16 protein-coding genes are annotated in these 19,152 nt (G+C 63.7%); 12 read left to right on the top strand and 4 right to left on the bottom strand.

Going from position 1 to position 19,152, the window contains the following annotated elements; translation table 11 throughout:
* The first annotated feature begins 62 nt into the window (after positions 1 to 62).
* Positions 63 to 2,942: a vitamin B12-dependent ribonucleotide reductase gene (locus tag ENKNEFLB_RS19455; RefSeq protein WP_214056880.1), complete on the top strand. Its 2,880-nt coding sequence runs from the start codon at positions 63 to 65 to the stop codon at positions 2,940 to 2,942.
* A gap of 465 nt (positions 2,943 to 3,407) precedes the next feature.
* Positions 3,408 to 3,818: a hypothetical protein gene (locus ENKNEFLB_RS19450; protein ID WP_214056879.1), complete on the top strand. Its 411-nt coding sequence runs from the start codon at positions 3,408 to 3,410 to the stop codon at positions 3,816 to 3,818.
* 341 nt (positions 3,819 to 4,159) lie between these two features.
* On the opposite strand, the gene ENKNEFLB_RS19445 is transcribed toward ENKNEFLB_RS19450, so the two are convergent.
* Positions 4,160 to 4,585, bottom strand: coding sequence for a hypothetical protein (locus ENKNEFLB_RS19445; protein ID WP_214059691.1), 426 nt, complete (start codon positions 4,583 to 4,585; stop codon positions 4,160 to 4,162).
* 635 nt (positions 4,586 to 5,220) lie between these two features.
* On the opposite strand from ENKNEFLB_RS19445, the gene ENKNEFLB_RS23285 reads away from it, so the two are divergent.
* From ENKNEFLB_RS23285 to ENKNEFLB_RS19395, 10 genes are all read left to right on the top strand, one after another.
* Positions 5,221 to 5,430 carry a hypothetical protein gene (locus ENKNEFLB_RS23285; RefSeq protein WP_246535671.1) on the top strand — a complete coding sequence of 70 codons (210 nt, stop codon included), beginning with the start codon at positions 5,221 to 5,223 and terminating at the stop codon, positions 5,428 to 5,430.
* Between the two features lie 359 nt (positions 5,431 to 5,789).
* Positions 5,790 to 6,548 carry a hypothetical protein gene (locus ENKNEFLB_RS19435; RefSeq protein WP_214056877.1) on the top strand — a complete coding sequence of 253 codons (759 nt, stop codon included), beginning with the start codon at positions 5,790 to 5,792 and terminating at the stop codon, positions 6,546 to 6,548.
* A gap of 52 nt (positions 6,549 to 6,600) precedes the next feature.
* A complete protein-coding gene (locus ENKNEFLB_RS19430) occupies positions 6,601 to 8,106 on the top strand; it encodes an Eco57I restriction-modification methylase domain-containing protein (protein ID WP_214056876.1) in 1,506 nt (501 codons plus the stop codon).
* A 68-nt stretch (positions 8,107 to 8,174) separates the two neighbouring features.
* The gene (locus tag ENKNEFLB_RS19425; protein WP_214056875.1) at positions 8,175 to 10,811 is read left to right on the top strand and encodes a GIY-YIG nuclease family protein; all 2,637 of its coding nucleotides are present in this window, start codon (positions 8,175 to 8,177) and stop codon (positions 10,809 to 10,811) included.
* A 105-nt stretch (positions 10,812 to 10,916) separates the two neighbouring features.
* Positions 10,917 to 11,696, top strand: coding sequence for a DUF6308 family protein (locus tag ENKNEFLB_RS19420; protein ID WP_214056874.1), 780 nt, complete (start codon positions 10,917 to 10,919; stop codon positions 11,694 to 11,696).
* Between the two features lie 213 nt (positions 11,697 to 11,909).
* Entirely contained in the window at positions 11,910 to 13,004 is a 1,095-nt protein-coding gene (locus ENKNEFLB_RS19415) for a competence protein CoiA family protein (protein ID WP_214056873.1), read from the top strand.
* A gap of 304 nt (positions 13,005 to 13,308) precedes the next feature.
* Complete coding sequence (locus ENKNEFLB_RS19410; RefSeq protein WP_214056872.1) at positions 13,309 to 13,740, top strand: TIR domain-containing protein; 432 nt, start codon at positions 13,309 to 13,311, stop codon at positions 13,738 to 13,740.
* Entirely contained in the window at positions 13,731 to 14,732 is a 1,002-nt protein-coding gene (locus ENKNEFLB_RS19405) for a caspase family protein (protein ID WP_214056871.1), read from the top strand. The genes ENKNEFLB_RS19410 and ENKNEFLB_RS19405 overlap by 10 nt, the downstream gene beginning before the upstream one ends.
* A 74-nt stretch (positions 14,733 to 14,806) precedes the next feature.
* Entirely contained in the window at positions 14,807 to 15,199 is a 393-nt protein-coding gene (locus ENKNEFLB_RS19400; RefSeq protein ID WP_214056870.1) for an LOG family protein, read from the top strand.
* Between the two features lie 252 nt (positions 15,200 to 15,451).
* Entirely contained in the window at positions 15,452 to 15,841 is a 390-nt protein-coding gene (locus tag ENKNEFLB_RS19395) for a hypothetical protein (RefSeq protein WP_214056869.1), read from the top strand.
* Here ENKNEFLB_RS19395 and ENKNEFLB_RS19390 read toward each other — a convergent pair.
* From ENKNEFLB_RS19390 to ENKNEFLB_RS19380, 3 genes are all read right to left on the bottom strand, one after another.
* Entirely contained in the window at positions 15,831 to 16,487 is a 657-nt protein-coding gene (locus ENKNEFLB_RS19390; RefSeq protein ID WP_214056868.1) for a hypothetical protein, read from the bottom strand. The genes ENKNEFLB_RS19395 and ENKNEFLB_RS19390 overlap by 11 nt on opposite strands.
* 92 nt (positions 16,488 to 16,579) lie before the next feature.
* Positions 16,580 to 17,803: a reverse transcriptase family protein gene (locus ENKNEFLB_RS19385; RefSeq protein WP_214056867.1), complete on the bottom strand. Its 1,224-nt coding sequence runs from the start codon at positions 17,801 to 17,803 to the stop codon at positions 16,580 to 16,582.
* A gap of 388 nt (positions 17,804 to 18,191) precedes the next feature.
* On the bottom strand, positions 18,192 to 19,106 hold the full coding sequence (locus ENKNEFLB_RS19380) for an HNH endonuclease (protein WP_214056866.1): 915 nt from the start codon (positions 19,104 to 19,106) through the stop codon (positions 18,192 to 18,194).
* Between the last annotated feature and the right edge of the window lie 46 nt (positions 19,107 to 19,152).

Raw genomic sequence — 19,152 nt, 5'->3', positions numbered from 1 at the left:
CCCCTGTCGGTGGACCGCGCAAGACTGATGACCGACACCAGCAGCACACGAGGAGACACCAGATGACCGAGACGGTGAACCGGGCCGACGCTCAGCAGGCCCGCGGAGAGGGGCTCCACATCGAGCGCGTCTTCTCCACCCGCGACGTGCACCCCTACGACGAGGTCACCTGGGAGCGTCGCGACGTCGTCCAGACCAACTGGAAGACCGGCGCCACCGTCTTCGAGCAGCGCAACGTGGAGTACCCCACGACCTGGTCGCTGAACGCATCCACCATCGTCACCACCAAGTACTTCCGCGGCGCCGTCGGCACCGACGCCCGCGAGACCAGCCTGCGCCAGCTCATCGACCGGGTCGTGCTGACCTACGTCAAGGCCGGCAAGGACCACGGCTACTTCGCCTCCGCCGGCGACGCCGAGGTCTTCGAGCACGAGCTCACCTGGCTGCTGCTCAACCAGTACTTCTCGTTCAACTCCCCGGTCTGGTTCAACGTCGGCACCCAGAGCCCGCAGCAGGTCAGCGCCTGCTTCATCCTCTCGGTCGACGACTCGATGGACTCCATCCTGAACTGGTACAAGGAGGAGGGCTTCATCTTCAAGGGCGGCTCAGGCGCCGGCCTGAACCTGTCGCGGATCCGCTCGTCGAAGGAGCTGCTCTCCTCGGGTGGCACCGCCTCGGGCCCCGTCTCCTTCATGCGCGGCGCGGACGCCTCCGCCGGCACCATCAAGTCCGGCGGCGCCACGCGTCGTGCGGCCAAGATGGTCGTCCTGGACGTCGACCACCCCGACATCGTCGAGTTCGTCGAGACCAAGGCCAAGGAGGAGGACAAGATCCGCGCGCTGCGCGACGCCGGCTTCGACATGGACCTCGGCGGCGCCGACATCACCTCCGTGCAGTACCAGAACGCCAACAACTCCGTGCGCGTCAGCGACGAGTTCATGCGTGCGGTCGAGGACGGCACCGACTTCGCGCTGCGCGGTCGCAAGCACGGCGAGGAGATCGAGCGCGTCGACGCCCGCGAGCTCTTCACCAAGATCAGCCAGGCCGCGTGGGCCTGCGCCGACCCGGGCCTGCAGTACGACGACACGATCAACGACTGGCACACCAACCCCGAGACGGGCCGGATCACCGCGTCCAACCCCTGCTCGGAGTACATGTCGCTGGACAACTCCTCGTGCAACCTCGCCTCGCTGAACCTGATGAAGTTCCTCAAGGACGACGACACGTTCGACGCCGAGCTGTTCAGCAAGGCCGTCGAGGTGATCATCACCGCGATGGACATCTCCATCTGCTTCGCCGACTTTCCGACCGACCCGATCGGCGACACCACCCGCGACTACCGCCAGCTCGGCATCGGCTACGCCAACCTCGGCGCCCTGCTGATGGCGATGGGCCTGGGGTACGACTCCGACGGCGGCCGCGCGATGGCTGCGACCATCACCTCGCTGATGACCGGTGTCTCCTACAAGCGCTCCGCCGAGCTCGCGAGCGTCGTCGGTCCCTACGCCGGGTACGCCCGCAACGCCGAGGCCCACCAGCGCGTGATGCGCAAGCACCAGGCCGCCAACGACGCGGTCCGCACGATCCACTCCCACGACCGCTCGGTGCACGCGCTGGCCACCCAGGCGTGGTCCGACGTGCAGACGCAGGGTGCCGAGCACGGCTTCCGCAACGCCCAGGCCTCGGTGCTCGCGCCGACCGGCACCATCGGCTTCATGATGGACTGCGACACCACCGGCATCGAGCCGGACTTCTCGCTGGTCAAGTTCAAGAAGCTCGTCGGCGGCGGCTCCATGCAGATCGTGAACCAGACGATCCCGCGTGCGCTGAAGAAGCTCGGCTACCAGCCCGAGCAGGTCGAGGCGATCGTGGCCTACATCGGCGAGAACGGTCACGTCATCGACGCCCCCGGCCTGAAGCTCGAGCACTACGAGATCTTCGACACCGCCATGGGCGCCCGCTCGCTGCGCCCGATGGGCCACGTCCGGATGATGGCTGCCTGCCAGCCGTTCCTGTCCGGCGCGATCTCGAAGACCGTCAACCTCCCCGAGACCGCCACGGTCGAGGAGATCGAGGACGTCTACTTCCAGTCCTGGAAGCTCGGCCTCAAGGCGACCGCGGTCTACCGCGACAACTGCAAGGTCGGTCAGCCGATGGCCACCGGCAAGGGCAAGAACGAGGGCAAGGCCGACGACGGCAAGTCCGAGGACACCGCCCCGGTCGAGACCAAGGTCGTGGAGAAGGTCGTCTACGCCCCCACCCGCAAGCGCCTGCCGAAGTCGCGCATCTCGCGCACCACGTCGTTCACCGTCGGCGGCGCCGAGGGGTACATGACCTCCGGTGCCCACGACGACGGCGAGCTCGGCGAGGTCTTCCTCAAGCTCGGCAAGCAGGGCTCGACCCTGGCCGGCGTGATGGACGCCTTCTCGATCGCGGTCAGCATCGGCCTGCAGTACGGCGTGCCCCTGGAGACCTACGTCTCCAAGTTCACCAACCTGCGCTTCGAGCCCGCCGGCCTGACCGACGACCCGGACGTGCGGATGAGCCAGTCGATCATGGACTACATCTTCCGCCGCCTGGCCCTGGACTACCTGGACTTCGACTCCCGCGCGGCCCTGGGCATCTACTCCGCCGACGAGCGTCAGCGCCACCTCGAGACCGGTTCGTACGAGCTCCTCGAGGAGACCGGCTCGGCCAGCGAGCTGCTCGACGAGGAGTTCGACGTGCGCGAGCCCGTCATCACCCATGATTCAGAGGGCTCTTCGCAGCGCGAGGTCCCCGCAGAGCCGGCCAAGGTCGCCCACACCTCGGCCGAGCTGATGGAGAAGCTCACCGGCACCGCCGTCGACTCCCCGCTCTGCATGACCTGCGGGACGAAGATGCGCCCGGCCGGGTCCTGCTACGTGTGCGAGGGTTGCGGGAGCACGTCGGGCTGCAGCTAGAAGCGACCCGCTGAGCCCCGCTCCTGTAGGACGACAGTTTGATGCTGGGCTGACGACAAGTGCTACGACAACCGCTGCGACAAGTGCTGCGACAAGTGCTTAGTTGAGCAACTGTTCGAGCCTGGCCCGGGTTTGAGTGATGGCGAAGTGAACCGCAGGCTCCTAGATCTCTCTAGGGGCCTGCGGTTCTTTGCGGTGGCCGATGATGCGGGTTCGTCACCGGGCCAATCTCACGAGTCGCCGAGTTGGTTCGGGTCGGGGAGCCTGGGTCAAGGCACCCCTGGACGGGGTCGTCGTAATTGGTTCTGACGACCCAGGTGGTCAGGTGATGGTGTTCGCCTTCGGCACGGGCGGGGATGCGGTGGAGGCTCGCTCGTCTTGCGCCGATGCCGTCGTTTGGAGAGGCGTGTCCGCGAGGCCAAGAGTTGGGCAACGCGTGTCGGCTGACGTCGCTACTCTGTCGGCGTGAACGGTGGGACCCGCTTCAATCTTCCAGACGATGCTGATGACTCAGCCCGTGTAAGCAAACCTGCGGCGTTTTACGACAGTGTGTTGGCGGCTAACCCCGACATCACACTGTCGTTAGTTCAGGTCGCCGCCGAGGTCATCGCTGGCCCCATCTGCGAGCGGCTCCGTGTCGCGGGTGTGCGATGGGACGTTGGGAAAGACAAGTACGTCTTCTCAAGGGGAAGTGATGCGAAAGTCCTGAAGGATAGGTGGGCAGGGGGCCTGCGAAGCGCCGTGGCCCGGCGCGACGGAGCCCTGGTTGACCGAATCGGCGCGGTCGAGGCGGCTGTGAGACTTGCCGCGAGCCACGGACACAACCGGACCGCAGTGCTGGCCGCTGTCGAGAGAGGTATGCGTCAGCAACCCTGACAGGTGGACGCGACGCGACACGACTAGGCGCCGGTCATGTTCCTTGTCCAGCACCGCCGCTGCTTCTTCTGCGTCCAAACATTCGTAGTCCCCGAGTGTGGCTAGGAACTGTTCGGCGTCCGGGTAGGAGTTGTGTGGGGTGACGGTCTCGTCACCGGTCACGCGGGCCATCGACACGGCACGGCACCGGGCGGTGCCGCTGACTTCACATTGATGCGGTCTTGCCGCATTGCTCAGAGGGAGCATCCGGGTCGTTCGCAACGCGTCGGGCCGGTGCCGAGCGGTTGGCGACTCCGCGACAGGACTCACGCAGACTCCGAGAACGTGGGATCTGTTTCGGCTCACCCAGGTGGGAGGTTGCGTTTCCAATCGGGGATCTCGGCGCGCGCCCGCTGCTTACGGTCGCGCTCCCGCGCTTCCTCCAGCCATTGCGTAAGGAGAAGGTCACCGTCGTTCGCAGCCATCGCCCGGCGAGCCGCCAGTTCAATGGTCTCGTGGTCGAATGACCCGATTGCTTCGACGTCGGGGTGCGCAAGAAAGTCTTTGCGCCGTTCAGCGGAGAGTCTGTGGTGACAAAGCGACTGCCAGGTGTCCAGCACAAGGAAAGGTCGGCTGCGTCTGTGATGCTCGGCAGCCACACGCGACGCACGGTGCCTTAGTTCGTCCCAGTAGCGAGAGGCTTCTTCCTCGACTTGCTGCCGGGCTTGCTCGATCTGTTGCTCTTTGGACAGGTACGTTGCACGTTCTTCGTTGGTGAGGCTGAGCAAGTGCTCTTCTCGTGCCCGTTGCTGCTCGCGCTGTGCGTTGCGCGCGGCCCGGCCCTCTGACTCCGATCGTCGGAGCCACTCGTCCGATGCCCGAGCACGTCCCAAGGGCCACCGGGAGCGAAATCCTCACGGAGGAAAGGCGGGTCGGTCAGAACGAGGTCGACAGTGCCTGCCGCAATTCGGAGGTTTGCGATGGCGGCGCATCGCAGGTCCACGTCGGGCACCACCGACTCAGATGCCAACGCCTCCCGACCGGTCCGAGCGTTCTTCTCACGGCGCAGTCGTTCGAGTCGTCGCAGGTCAACAGCCTTACGTGGCGTGTCCTGCCCGAGCACGCGTAACGCGTCTTGAGCCGTGCGTTGCTGGTGAGCAGACTGGACGTAAACGGTGGTCGGCCTTATTGGCTGTCGGGCCGAGTACGACTTCCCGTCTACCCCCACGATGACCTCTGGACCCGCCTCCGGTGACCGGGTCAGATCGCGCGAGACCGTCGACCGAGGGATGCCGGTCTCGCCCGCAATCCGGCGCACACTCCACCCCAAACCCCGAAGCCGCAGAACCGCCCCGGCCCGCTGTTCCAGGGTCAGATGGCGACGGTGAAGGTGCAATGCCAGCGCATGCGCCACCTTCTCGGCGTGACCGCCAAGACCCGCCCGGATGACCCTTGGGTGGCTCCCGATGCCCAGTTCCCGCAGCGCACGAAGCCTGTGGTGCCCGTCCAGAACGTCGCCGTGCTCGTCGTACTCGACCGCGACGAGGCACCCATGCTCACGCAGGCTCTCCTTCAGTGCTGCGAACTCCTCGTCCGTGAGCGCAGGCATCACCTGGTACGGCTCGACAGGTAGTCCGGCGGGGTCGTCTGTGAGGGTCACCGGTTGATTCTCAGGTGCCCCCAGGGTGCTTGCTGGGTGGACGCGCCCGCGAAGACAGGCGAGTGGCCCGAGCCGTTCACATCGTTGGTTGGGACCACCCGCTGGCTGGGGTGCCCGGCGCAAAGAATCGGGTAGCGCCAACTGCGGCAGCATGCATTCGATCGTGGTCCCGGCATCGTTGCGCCGGGCCCGTTGGTGGCGGTGGTCCCGCCTCGCGCCCGTGCGCGAGCCTCGCCCGTCCTGTCAGGGGTCAGTCATATCGTGAGAACCAGCCGACGAGGGCGGGTCGAGGAACGTGCCGATGACTACAGCGACGGAAGGAGGGTTGACTCATGGGTACGACCGCACGACCTAGCGCGGCTCTCTCCCACGACCACACTGACGTCATCGCGGCCCTCCGCACCCAAATCAAAACCCGCGACCGCGTGCGAGACCTCGCTGAGGTGTACACCCACGAGCGTGAAGTCAACGCCATGCTCGACCTTGTCGCGAACATGTTCCCCAGCGCGCGCGACCCCGGCAACCACGACCGAAAGTTCCTCGAACCTGCGTGTGGGTCCGGAAACTTCCTCGAAGAGATCCTCCGCCGGAAACTGTCGACTGTCACAGTCCGCCGCTACGGCCACGGCGAACGGTACGAGCACCGAATCCTCCGATGTCTCGCGAGCATCTACGCCGTCGACATCGACCAGGAGAACGTCACCGAAACTCGCGATCGACTCCGTTGGGTCATCGCCTCTCATGTAGACAACGACCTCGTCTCTTGGTCTGTGTCGGAGGGGTTCGCGTCCGCCGTCAACGTCGTTCTTGCCACGAACATTGTTCAGGGGGACACGCTCTCGCATGCTCGGACCATCCAGTTCGTTGAGTACAGGCCGGGCCGTGGAGGCACCTTCACCCGAACTTGGTCCTTCCTGGAGGAGCCACCCGCGGTAGAGCAACTCGACTTGTTTAGCGAACCCGCTGCGCCGCCGAAGGGGGATGATGTACCTATCCACTACGGCCTGCTCGCGAAGAACCCGGAGCCGGTGACAGCAAAAAGTCGACGCGCGGGGGCACGGAATGACGCAAGTAAGGGCGAGCCAGTATGAGGTCGCCAATCAGATCCGCACCGGTCAGTACGTGCCAGACATCCTTGACTGCTTGGCCCAACTGTCCAACGACGAGGTCCCCACTCCGCCCAAGTTGGCCCGAGCAGTGCTGGACGAACTCCCCGGCAACGTTTGGGGGACACCCGACTACGTGTGGCTTGACCCATTCTGTAAGTCGGGAGTGTTCCTCCGCGAAGCCGCAGGGCGGCTCTTGGAGGGCCTCTCGGACCAATTCCCCGACTTCGATGCGCGCCGCGACCACATCTACCGCAACATGCTTTGGGGAACCTCCATAACAGAAATGACCGGACTCATCTCGCGGCGCTCGCTTTACTACAGCCGCGACGCGAGCGGATCAGACTCAGTTGTGCAGTTCGACGACGGAGCGGGCAACCTCCCGTTTGTTCATACAAGACACACCTACCCCAAAAAGATCGATGGAACCGTCACGGGCGGATGTCTAAAGTGCGGCGCTGCGTTCGACCTTGAACGCGGTGAAGCACGCGAGAACTACGCCTACTCATTCATTCACGACGCCTACCCGACGGAGGAGATGCGCGACATGAAGTTCGATGTGATCGTCGGCAATCCTCCCTACCAAATCGGCGTAGACGGCTCGAACCGCGACCGACCCCTCTACCAACTCTTTGTGGACCAAGCAATCGCTCTACGGCCTCGATACGTAGCCATGATTACTCCATCGAGGTGGTTCGCCGGAGGACTCGGACTCGCTGAGTTCAGAGCCGCCCGACTGGCGGACCGCCACATGCGTGTGCTGGTTGACTACCCCCGCCTCTACGACGCCTTCCCGGGCGTGAAGATTCGCGGCGGCGTCTCCTACTTCCTTTGGAACCGTGACGAACCCGGAACCTGCCGAGTCCAGACCATGTGGAACGGTCAGCCCCTGGGCGAGCCGGTTGAGCGCCACCTCGACGAATGGGACGTTCTCATCCGCCGAAACGAAGCGGTCTCGATCCTGCGGAAAGTCCAGTCCAAGAACGAGGCCACACTCGACGCCAAGGTGTCCTCCCGACTTCCGTTCGGCTTCCAAACAAACGTGCATGGCAAGGACACCTCCGCAGGCTTGCCCGACGCGGTTCGCTTCTATGGCAGCAAAAAGCAGACGTGGATGGACCGCAACGCGATCACGGTCAACAAGTCCGAGGTCGGATTATGCAAGGTGCTGATGCACCGGGCATACGGAGAGGACGGTGAGCCCCCGTACCGCGTCACAGCCGCCCCAACTTTGGTAGGGAAAGACACCGCCTGCTCAGGCACCTACCTCGTTGTCGGTGCCTACGAGAAGATGGAACAGGCCGGAAACCTCGACGCGTTCCTTCGGACACGGTTCGTGCGATTCCTCATTCAACTCCGCATGAACACGCAAGACATCAAAAGAGACACCTTCGCCTTCGTCCCAGACTTGCCCATGGCATCGCGCTGGACGGACGCTGACCTCTACCAGCGGTACGGGCTCGACGCGTCTGAAGTCGAGTTCATCAAGTCGCAGGTCCGCGAGATGGCTGTCAACCCCGCTTCCGACGCAGGTCCCCAATGAGCATGCATCCGCAAAAAGCGTTCGTTGAAGAGGTTCCTGAAACGGCCCCTGCCCCAGAGACCCGCCGCTTGATCTACGCCTACACCGTGCCCGGACGGAAAGACCAAGCCTGGGACCGAACCGTCGGTCAAATGCACACAACCGGCACCGGCCTCATCAAGGTCGGCGAGACAACAAAGCCCACCGCCTTCGAACGCATCAAGCAGCAACTCAACACCGCCTACCCGGGACTCCGTGGGGTTGACATCCTCTTAGAAGAAGAGGCGAAACGCTCCGACGGTTCGTGGTTCGGCGACCGAGACGTTCACCGCGCACTCGTCACCCAAGGGATCTCGAAAGAGCAAGAGTGGTTTGAAGCCACTCTCGACGAGGTGAAAGCCGCCCTCGTTGCAGTGCGCAACGGAACTGCCTACGAGTCTCAGCGCACACAAGACTTCCCGATGCGACCCGAGCAGGAGGACGCAGTCGCGCAAACGGCTGGCTACTTCCTCTCCCAGGGAGGCGGCACACACGCTCCTAAAGTGCTCTGGAACGCCAAGATGCGCTTCGGGAAGACCTTCACCGCCTACCAACTGGCCCGAGAAATGGGCTTCAAGCGAACCCTCGTCCTCACCTATAAACCGGCAGTCCAGTCGGCCTGGCGCGACGACCTTCTCGGGCACGTCGACTTCGAGGGGTGGCACTTCGTTGACCGGACAACGCCGGTCAACGTCGCGGATGAGTTGGCTGACGGAGCGGACCCGCTGGTCTGGTTCGCGTCGTTCCAAGACATCACCGGGAAGGCAGCGGGCGGCGGCATCAAGGAACGCAACGAGACACTCCACTACATCGAGTGGGACTGCATCGTTCTCGACGAGTACCACTTCGGTGCTTGGCGAGACGGTGCGCGTGACCTCTACGACCCGACCGAGAAAGAACTCGCCGAGGTCGAGGAACCGGACGACTGGGTGACGGAGGAAGACCTTGGTCTCAACTCCAAGCACTACCTCTACCTGTCGGGCACGCCGTTCCGCGCCATCACCAACGGCGAGTTCACCGAAGACGCGGTATTCAACTGGACCTACGTAGACGAGCAGAACGCCAAGGCTCACTGGGATGACGCGGACGGACAAAACCCGTACGTAGACCTGCCGGGTATGAAGATGTACGCGTACGAGATCGGTGCGCCCGCAACAGAGTGGGCTAACGACGGCGAGTTCAACGGGTTCAGCCTGACCGAATACTTCAAGGCACAGAAGGCGGACCCCGAATCCAAGTCCAAGAAGGTCGAGCGCGGCACCTACACCTTCAACGACGAGACCCGCGTCAAAGACTTCCTGGAAATGCTGCGCGGCAAGTTAACCGAGCAGATGAAGGTGCAACTTCTCGGGGTGAGCGGGAAGAAGGCGCCCTTCCCCTACGAGTCAGCCGACTTCAGAGACGCCATCCAGCACTCCGTCTGGTACATGGCTGACGTGGGTTCCTGCTTCGCTATGCGTGACATCCTTGAGGCGCACCCATACTTCAACGGCTTCGAAATCCACGTCGCGGCGGGTGCCGGTGCGGGCATGGGTGCGGAGGCCAAGCCACCCGTCGAGAAAGCCATCAAAAAGGCTCGCGACCAAAGGCTGTCTGGGTCCATCACGCTGTCCTGCGGCAAGTTGATGACAGGTGTGACCATCCGCGAGTGGGGCGCGATCCTCATGCTCCGCAGCCTCAAGTCGCCTGAGTCCTACTTCCAGTCCGCGTTCCGCGTCCAGTCACCCTGGTCGTATCGCACGGCAGGCGGCAGCATCGACGTCCAGAAGGACACCGTCTACGTCTTCGAGTTTGATCCCAACCGTGCGCTCACTCTGGTAGCCGAATACGGCATGAAGTTAGCGACGACTGGAGAGACCACTCCACAGCAGGCCATTGGCGACCTCATGAACTACTTGCCCATCTTCCAGTTCTCAGGCGGACAGATGCGCCAACTGGACGCCGCCGACGTACTCAACATCGCCACAACTGGCGTGGGGGCATCTGCCCTCGCTGCCCGCTGGAATTCGCCGGTCCTAGTCGACGTCAATGAGCACACTCTCAGCGCACTCCTCGAACACCCCGACCTGTTGGAAGCGCTGGAGCAGATCGAGGACTTCCGCAACCTCGCCAACATGGCCCAGCAGGTCGTCACCTCAACCAAGAAACTGAAAAAGGTTGAGCGTGAGAAAGGTAAGAACAACCTCGACGACGACGAGAAAACGGAGAGAAAGGAGTCCAACAGTGCACGAAAGCAGATCCGCGAGAAATTGCAGAAATTTCTCGCCAAGATCCCCGTATTCATGTACGTCACGGACTTCCGTGAGGAATCGCTCAAGGACGTCATCGAGTCACTCGACTCCGAACTTTTCACCCGCGTCACGGGGCTGACCGTCAAAGACTTCCGACTCCTCAACCGGCTTGGCCTCTTCAACGCCCAGCACATGAACGCCGCCATCTACCAGTTCAAGTCATTCGAGAACGCCAGCCTCCACTACGCCGACGAGGCCGTACCCGACGGAACCGGCACCAAGGTCGGACTCTGGGACAAGAGGATCGACGCTTCCCAACTCGGTCTGGGTTACGACGACCTCGCGGACACAACTGAGCAACCGACGACCGAGGACCCGGACGCTGGCGCACCGGCGGGGCCGAAGCAGGCGAGCCCCACCGACTGGTTACGCGCGAAGGCCAGAGCGACCAACTAGAGCGGCTCGGGCTATCGAATAGACCGATGATCAACTTGGCTGCGGCCTACGCCATCCTGAGATCCGCGCTGCACGGATGTCGGCGCGGTCGGGCACCATCGCCACATGAGCACCCCTGAGGCCCTACCAACAGTTGCCTACGGCGACGGACGGACCCTGACGCTGCCGAAGGGGTGGGCGCCGGTCGAGGAGTCCATGTTCGCGACCGGCCTGGCACAGACGGCGATGGCGTTCACTGGGGGAGAGGACTCGGTCGAGCACGCCGTCGGCAACCTCGTCCGGTACTACGACCCAGCAGGTGCCTACTCCGGGGCAACGTTCCTGGACGTTGAGGAGTACGACGAGTACGCCATTACCGCCGCCGACCTGTGGGCCGTGACCACCCTGAGCATGGAGGTGCCACCGAACGCCGGGCGGGCGCTGATGAACCCCGGGCCGCTCCGCACCATCGTGGGCAGCAAACTCCACCACCTTCCTGCGACTCTGCCGCTCTCCGACGTGGCCCCGCAGCACCTTGATCACATGTACGACCTCTACACCGCCATCAGGACGATGCTCCCGGCGCTGGGGAAGCGCGACACTAATCAGTGGGTCATGGCCTCGAAGACCTGCGCCCGCAAGCGCCCGATGCTCTTTCCGGTCCGCGACTCCCAGGTCTGCAAGTACCTCGCCGACAACCGACTCACGGGAAACAAACCTGGGCGGCTCGGATCGTTCGGTCGCGACATCCAGGTCTTCGCGTACCTCAGCACTCACCCGACCGTGCGCCACTGGATCAAGACCGCCCGCGACAACGTGCTCGAACAACACCCCACCTGGACAGTCGACTGGTCCGACCTCCGCATCCTCGACATCGCGCTCTGGATGCAAGCAACCCGCACTTGACTTGACGCGGGTTGCGCATCGGGCGCCGCGCCAGCCTGTTGCGGGCAGCCCCTTCCCGCCCAGTTAAAGGCCATGAATCAGAACAGTTGACGTCGGTGGCCTCCGATACACACCGGACAGGAAAGAGGTGGGGTCCAGATGCCGCTAGTCGGGTTAGTCGATGGAGAACGTGTCGTCAGCAGTCTGCTCACCACGGAACAGTGGACTGCCCTCGTGGAGGACGGGCGTGCCAAGCGCCGCACGATCACCCTGCCCTGCGGGTTCGCAGGCCACGCGAAGACCAGCAAGTTAGGTACCACCTACTTCGCGCACAACCCCGGCGGTGACGGGTGCAGCGCAGGTGAATCGGCCCAACACCTCCTAGCGAAAGCCACAATCGTGGATGCGGCCCTAGCGGCGGGATGGCATGCCGAACCGGAAGTTCCGGGGGATGGCTGGGTTGCCGACGTGATGGCAACCCGTGGCAACGTTCGTGTCGCCTTCGAAGTGCAGTGGAGCCGTCAGTCGCTCACTGACTACGAGTTTCGACAGAAGCGGTACCGCGATGCCGGAATTGCCTCGACCGCGTGGTTCGCCCGCCACACCGACGGACTCCCGCTCACAAGCCGAGACCTCCCCATTCTCACCCTGGCTATCGACGACGAGAACAACCCAGTCGTGACCGTCGGGACCAAGGACATCCCCCTCTCCGAAACGATCCAGCGTCTACTAACTGGACGGCTCAAGCACCGTGACTGGGTGGCGAACGGACAACCGGCGCACACCGAAGTCGAGGTCCTCTCCACGGCGTGCTGGAACTGTCGCAAGGACTTCGTCGTCTGGGACGTTGCTCAAACCACCGTCACCGGCAACTGCGAGAGCAAGGGGTTCAGCACCTTCCGAGTCGGCGTCTTCTCGCCCGACCGGCCCGAGAACGACAACGACATCAAACGAGCCGTAGCGGAATGGGCTGGGGCACGGAATCTCACCGCAGCCAACATGGGACGACGCGTCACCAAAACCAGCGGCGCCAAGCACATGGCGTTCGTCTGCCCCCACTGCAACCGCGTCTCCGGTGACGTGCCCCTCAGCCAAGAGTTCGCCCACGGCGGCGACGAGGCCATCACGTGCGACACCCAGCCCACCGCCGTCGCCCAGGCCCATTGGTGCCTCGCCGGAGACGCCGGGGTCTGCTTCGACCCACCGGACGCAGTCCGCAAACGGCTTGACTACGAGCAAACCCTCAGCGAACAGCCAAACCCCCAAGCCGCTGCCGTCGGGGCCATCAGCGTCAACCACGCCGTCGCCCGCATGTTCGGCGGGTACTGACTCACCTCGCGGTTGGGCGTGTCGGCCCGGACCCGGTGACCGGGAATGCTGATCTAGAACTGCCACGCGTCCGCGTTGCAGATGTCAGGCGTTCCCTTCCCGACGCCGGACGGCACTTGAGGAGCCTGCATGTCCGGCACACCTGGAATCGGTGTCACCCGCGGTGCGCCATGTGTCGGTGACTGCATGCGGAACGTTCGTGCCTCCCTGACGTCGGGAACGTGCAACCACCCTGCCGATGACCACCAGGACTGTCGGTGCCCTCACCTACATTTACGGACAACACCAACCCCAAGGAGTACCCATGTCCCTGCCCCGCGCTTTCCTTAGTTTCGACTTCGACAATGATTCTGATGTGAAGGTTATGTTCGCTGGGCAGGCGAAGAAGGACTCGCCTACCCCCTTCGCTGTTGAAGACTGGTCCTCGAAGACCGCCCTTCCCCAAGCCGAGTGGGAGAAGTTGATCAAGTCCAAGATCAACAACTGTCACATGCTTATCGTGCTTGTCGGCAAGAACATGAGCACCGCCACAGGCGTGGTCAAGGAGATCGAGATGGCACGAGCGCAGAACGTGCCCTGCTTCGGCGTCTACGTCAACGGTGCCGGAGCGACATCGACCTTGCCGACTGGGCTCGCTCGGAAGAGCGTTACTGCCTGGAAGTGGGAATCGGTGGCGAACATGGTCGACCAGTGCGCCAACCTTGGGAAGAACGCGGGCGCCGCCGGATGGGCGTGATGTCGCATCGGAACCGCCGGGCACTGGTAGTTGGAATCAACAACTACGCGCGCGGACCTCTGTACGGGTGTGTCGCCGACGCCGAAGGGATTGCCACCCGCCTCGCGAGACATGACGACGGTGCGCCGAACTTCACTGTTGCCATCTTGACAGCGGACCACGGCGCGGATCCCGTCGACCGTCCTGATCTGCGGGAGGCCATGGCCCAACTCTTCGAGAACGCGAGCGGCAAGGATCTCTTCTTCTACTTCTCAGGGCACGGCCGAGAAGACATCCGAGGCGCGGAACTCGTCACCTCTGACAACGACGGCGTCCCGGTCAACGAACTCATGACCTTGGCCAACAACAGCGCAGCCAGCACCGTCACCATCGTGCTCGACTGCTGCTTCAGTGGCGATGTCGGCAACACCCCAGGGCTGCAAGCAACCCAGGTTGCCCCGGACTTCCGTAAGGCCATCGCGGCACTGTCCGAAGGGGTAACGGTCCTTGCCGCATCCAAGTCCACCGAGGTCTCGATGGAATCGGCAGGACACGGGGAGTTCACGCGCCTGCTCCTTGATGGCCTCGACGGTGCGGCAACCGATCACCTGGGCAACATCACCGCCCTGTCTCTGTACGCGCACGCTTCGCGCGCGTTCGACGCTTGGGAGCAGACACCGGTATTCAAGGCTCACGTGACCGATGCTGTCCTGCTTCGCAGCGGCCCGGAGTGGATCTCGGCAGAGGACGCGCGGCACCTGCCCGATCACTTCGACACCGCCACGTCCCGAATCTCGCTGACCGACGAACACGAAGGAGAGGGCCGTCCACTCTCCTCACCGGGCACGCCTGCGCAGCAGGAACTCGACTACCTCAAGCGGCTCCGCAACGTGGGACTGGCGACGACCGAGAACGACGAGGACTTCTACTTCGCGACGCTGCAGCATCACGATGTGTTCCTCACTCCCGCCGGTCGGATGCTCTGGGCGCTTGCCGACAAGGGCAGCCTGTGACCACGGTAGGTGTTACGGGACACCAAGGTCTCCCGAGCGTTGCAGTGGACTATCTCCGTGAACGTTTGCCGGTAGTGCTGGTCGAGGCGCACGCGACTGCCCTGGTAGGCAGCCTCGCCGAAGGTGCCGACCAGGAGTGCGCCGAGATTGCCCTCGGTCACGGATTGTCCCTACAGGTAATAGTCCCAAGCGAGGGCTACGCCTCCACCTTCGACGACTCAACGCGCGAGCGGTACGTCCATTTTCTCTCGGAAGCAGAGGCCGTCACAACACTCGACTTCGCTGAGCCATCGGAAGAGGCGTTCTACGCAGCAGGCAAACGAGTCGTCGACGATTCGGACCTCTTGGTCGCTGTCTGGGACGGCAAACCCGCCGCCGGGACCGGGGGCACGGGGGACGTCGTTGACTACGCGATCACTCAAGGGAAGTCCGTCCGGATCATCTGGCCGGACGGGGTGAGCCGCTAGTCCAGATCCAGCGGGCCGACGAACCGGGTCGCGCTCAACTCCATCCGACCTGTCGTCCTACATGACATCCGACTGTCGTCCTACACTCCTCGCAGGCGTGCCTGTGGGTAGCGGGGCTCCGCTAGTTCGCAAGTCATGCCGCCAGCAGGAGGTATCCGTGAAGTGGCCAGATGATGTCGGGGACTCGTTAGGGTCGCCGGTGTGCCAACCGTTGTGAGTCCACCAAGCGCTGTACCCGATGTCGGTCAGATCGTGACCGTGCGTGGAGCCAACTGGGCGGTCGTCGATGTGCAGCAGCAAGGGCTAGGACGCAGCACTGCAGACGACGCCACCGCGCAGCTTCAACACGCGGTCACGCTCCAGTCCGTGCAGGAGGATCGGCTCGGGCAGGAGCTCCGCGTCGTGTGGGAGCTCGAGCTGGGCCGCAGCGCCCTCGCCCATCGCGGGCTTCCGGACGAGATCGAGCCTTCACGCTTTGACGACCCCAACAGGCTCGCGGCGTTCGTTGACGCGTTGCGCTGGGGTGCTATCACCGGCGCGGACGACGGAACCGTGCAGGCGCCCTTCCGCAGTGGTGCCAATGTCGAGCCCTACCAGCTCACTCCGCTGAGCCGGGCCCGTTCGTGCGCCGTTACCGGTTAGCGTAGGGCCGTGAGGGCAACCGCGCTTTACCCATGGCTTCGATGTCACCCGTGACCCTCGCAACCATGCGCAGTTCGACGTCGGCCGGAACCGACTCTGTTGTCTGTGCGTACTCGAGAATGTAGTCGCCCATCTCGATCTGCTGGCCCAGCCGGGACACCACCGCGTAGGCAATCGACTCGGCTTCGATTTCGTCTCGAGCCTCACTCCCCTTCTCGCGGTCAGGCCACGGCTCGTCCGAGAGGGCGCCGAGGTGCCCGCAATAGACGTGGGCCAGCTCGTGTACCAATGTCAGATAGCGGTCGAGAGCAGTCAGGTTCCGGTTGACCTCGACCTCGATGCGCAGCTCGAAATACTCTCGGGGCTGCTTTCGCGATCCTGGTCGCTCCAGCTGCCCTCGGCCCCTGTTGCGGTACGCCTGACCGGCTGCTCCAGCGGCGGTGTCCACCATCGACACCCGGATTCCATCGCGGATGGCATTGTCGATGGTCCGGCTCCAGATGTCGGCGACAGCCCGGGGCGTCGACGGTGTCCGCGCCGCCAGTGGATCGGTCACCTCTCGCGGTAGGCGTGGTGCGCCCGGCATGGGTTCGGTATCGCCGACGTCATAAACAACCATGTAGGGCCCTCGCGGCTGGAGGATCACCAGGGATTGTGCCCCCGGAGCGAGAACCCGCTTGTACTGCGAACGCCAATCAGATCGCGTAAGGACGTAGCGGGCGCCCGGTCTCTGCAGGTTCACGAGCATCGCGTTGAAGGGGCATAGTGGTGAAAGCGCTCGATAAAGCGGAGCAACTCCAAGTATTCGACTGTCGATCGATAACGAACGCCAGCCACGATGAGGTCATCGATCGACTGTTTCGCGGCGGATTCAGTCGGCGGGTTCACTGGGCTGAGGGCGGCGATCGATTCTCCCAGGGCGAGGTCGGGGGATGCGTAGAGGCGAGAATGGCGGATGGCGCGCGCCCAGTCCTCGGCATAGCGGTGACCACGACCCGGCTCGACGATCTGGATCCACGAGATCAGCCCCTGCATGTGCGAACGGAAGTCCTCAGGGTCGATGAAGCCGCGATGCTCCGCATGTTCATCGATGCCGAACCGGCGGCTGCCGTGGAGGTGCATGTCGATCCGGCGGTGGACGTCCCGCCCCACACGGGGGGCGCTCTGGTCCACCAGGACGCCCAACACAGTTCGACGAGACCCCGGCCGAGCGACACGTGTCTTGCTGTCGTTGACATGCAACCCGATGATCTGGAGCGCCGCGCGGACCTCGTGAACGAGTCGGGCGACAGTGTCCGGCGTTATCGGACGCGTGGAGGAGAAGAAGAGGTCGTCCGAGTACCGACTGAACCTGAGGTGCATTCTGCGCGCGACGTCGTGGACGAGGTCGTCGATCGGCCGCATCACCAGGTTGGAGAGTGCTCCGCTCGTTGGCGAGCCCTGGGGGAGGAATCCCTCGGTCTGGCCGGAGTACGGATGGGCCCGCGGAATCGCGCTGTCCTCGTCGATCACTCGCGACCCCGTGCCGCGGTTCGGCCACGTGGCAGACCCTGGGGGGCTCACCGTTGTGAGGACCGCGAGTTCGTACGCAAGCAAGCGGCTCATCCTCGGACCGACGTGGCTCGTTCGCGCGCCTGCCACAGGTCCGCCGATGTGAGAGGGCCATCCGGTTGTCGACAGTGCCCGGAAAATGTGCCGCTCGGTGATCGAGGAGAAGAAGTCAGCGATGTCGATCCGCACCACCGTGTGGCTGCGAAGGTGCACGCTTGCACAATCCAGCACCGATGCGCCGGGGACGTAGCCGTAGCTGCTCGCGTGAGTGGGCGCGGACGGCAGGAGGTCGTCGAGTAACAATCGCTGCATCCTCATCAGCGGTAGCTCCGGGCTGTGGAGGATCCGCTGGCCGCCAGTGCGTTTGCGGACCTCGACCCTGCGGTAGGGAAAGATCGACCGCGTGAGCACGTCCCTGGCGTAAGTGACCGGGACGTCGACGCGGCGGGCTACTTGCTGGACAAATGCGGTGGGTGTCGGCCGCCGGGAGGCCCCACCTTGATTGCTGATGTGCACTACCGCCATTGCTCGGTTCCCTCCTGCTCTCGCGATGGCGAGAGCATCCCCGGAACCCGAGGTCGGCCCCATCTACACGGATGGGTTCCTGAGGCCTCCCGGCCGCCGGATCGAAAGTTAGCACCGCCCCGGTGATGAATCAGACTCTTCGCCTACTCGCGAGCCGATGTCACTGCGCCGATAGGTCCAGGACCCGAGGCGATGTCTGCAGCGGTGGGATCAATGACCGGCGGTTGGAGCCCCTAGGCCTCTGGCCGAGAGACCAGAACGGCGCCTCGTGTGGTCAACCAGCGCTCTTAAAGGCTTCGAATCGATCGGCGAGGCGGTCCTTGTCGGGGCGATGTTCGACCCGTCGCGGCACCCAAAGCGCTCCCTTGTCCATCTGCTGCAGGCCGTACTTCAGCATCGGGCCATCGACTTCAGCGAGCACAGCATCGTTGATGTGCACGACGTAGTCGGGTGAGACCCCGAGAATGTTCTCGTCGTAGGCAGCGTGGTGGATCTTGCACAGAGCAAGACCGTTGGTGACCACAGGCAGGCCCTCGACCGCCGCGTCGGCCGTGATGTGCGCGGCGTCGAGGAGGGGGGTCTTCTTGAGGTCACACACCGAGCACTTCAGCTCGTAAGCGCCCAGCACGCGCGATCTGAACTCCGGCTGATGCATGCGCTGGCGAACGACCCGCTCGACGTAGCGACGCTGGTCCTCGGTGAGATGAGCAGGGTCGGGAAGGAAACGGAGACTCTCGTCGAGAGCCAGAAGGAATCGACGATGCTCGGGTTCCTCCTTCACGACATAGACCGGCATGACAGGAACGAACCGACCGTCGGAGATCTTGCGGAGCATCACAATGGGTAGACCCAGGCGCATTGCTTGGCGAAGTTTGATGTTGGATCCGCCTAGCGGGTCCTGGCCCGCCGGCCGCTTCTCATAAGAGTAGCGGTACAGCGAGTCGCCATGATCGCCGTCGTCGTACTCGCTGTCGGGGTCGCTGACGATCGTGAGTGTGCCGACGTAGGCCGACGGATTCCAGATTCCCTTGCCTACGTCCTTGACGCGCTCAGGACCAAATCCGAAATCGACTCGCCCGAGCCACTTGCTCGTCAGAACCGCATTCTGCGCGAACTCCGTCGCGAGCGCGTGCATCAAGGCCTCGCGCTTCGAGAATTCCAAGGGCAGATCCACCACGATCTCCAGCATGACATCTCCAGGATCTTATTCGCCGGATCCCCCTTGACCTCACACT

Source organism: Nocardioides aquaticus (assembly GCF_018459925.1).
Taxonomy (GTDB): Bacteria; Actinomycetota; Actinomycetes; order Propionibacteriales; family Nocardioidaceae; genus Nocardioides; species Nocardioides aquaticus.
Note: the sequence above shows the minus strand (reverse complement) of the source record. Positions and strands in the feature narration are given on the sequence as shown.

What these genes read in the sequence shown, in the direction of transcription:
- ENKNEFLB_RS19455 (WP_214056880.1), top strand. Translation starts at nt 63, where the DNA reads ATGACCGAGACGGTGAACCGGGCCGACGCTCAGCAGGCCCGCGGAGAG.
- ENKNEFLB_RS19435 (WP_214056877.1), top strand. Translation starts at nt 5,790, where the DNA reads ATGGGTACGACCGCACGACCTAGCGCGGCTCTCTCCCACGACCACACT.
- ENKNEFLB_RS19420 (WP_214056874.1), top strand. Translation starts at nt 10,917, where the DNA reads ATGAGCACCCCTGAGGCCCTACCAACAGTTGCCTACGGCGACGGACGG.
- ENKNEFLB_RS19410 (WP_214056872.1), top strand. Translation starts at nt 13,309, where the DNA reads ATGTCCCTGCCCCGCGCTTTCCTTAGTTTCGACTTCGACAATGATTCT.
- ENKNEFLB_RS19405 (WP_214056871.1), top strand. Translation starts at nt 13,731, where the DNA reads ATGGGCGTGATGTCGCATCGGAACCGCCGGGCACTGGTAGTTGGAATC.
- ENKNEFLB_RS19380 (WP_214056866.1), bottom strand. Translation starts at nt 19,106, where the DNA reads ATGCTGGAGATCGTGGTGGATCTGCCCTTGGAATTCTCGAAGCGCGAG.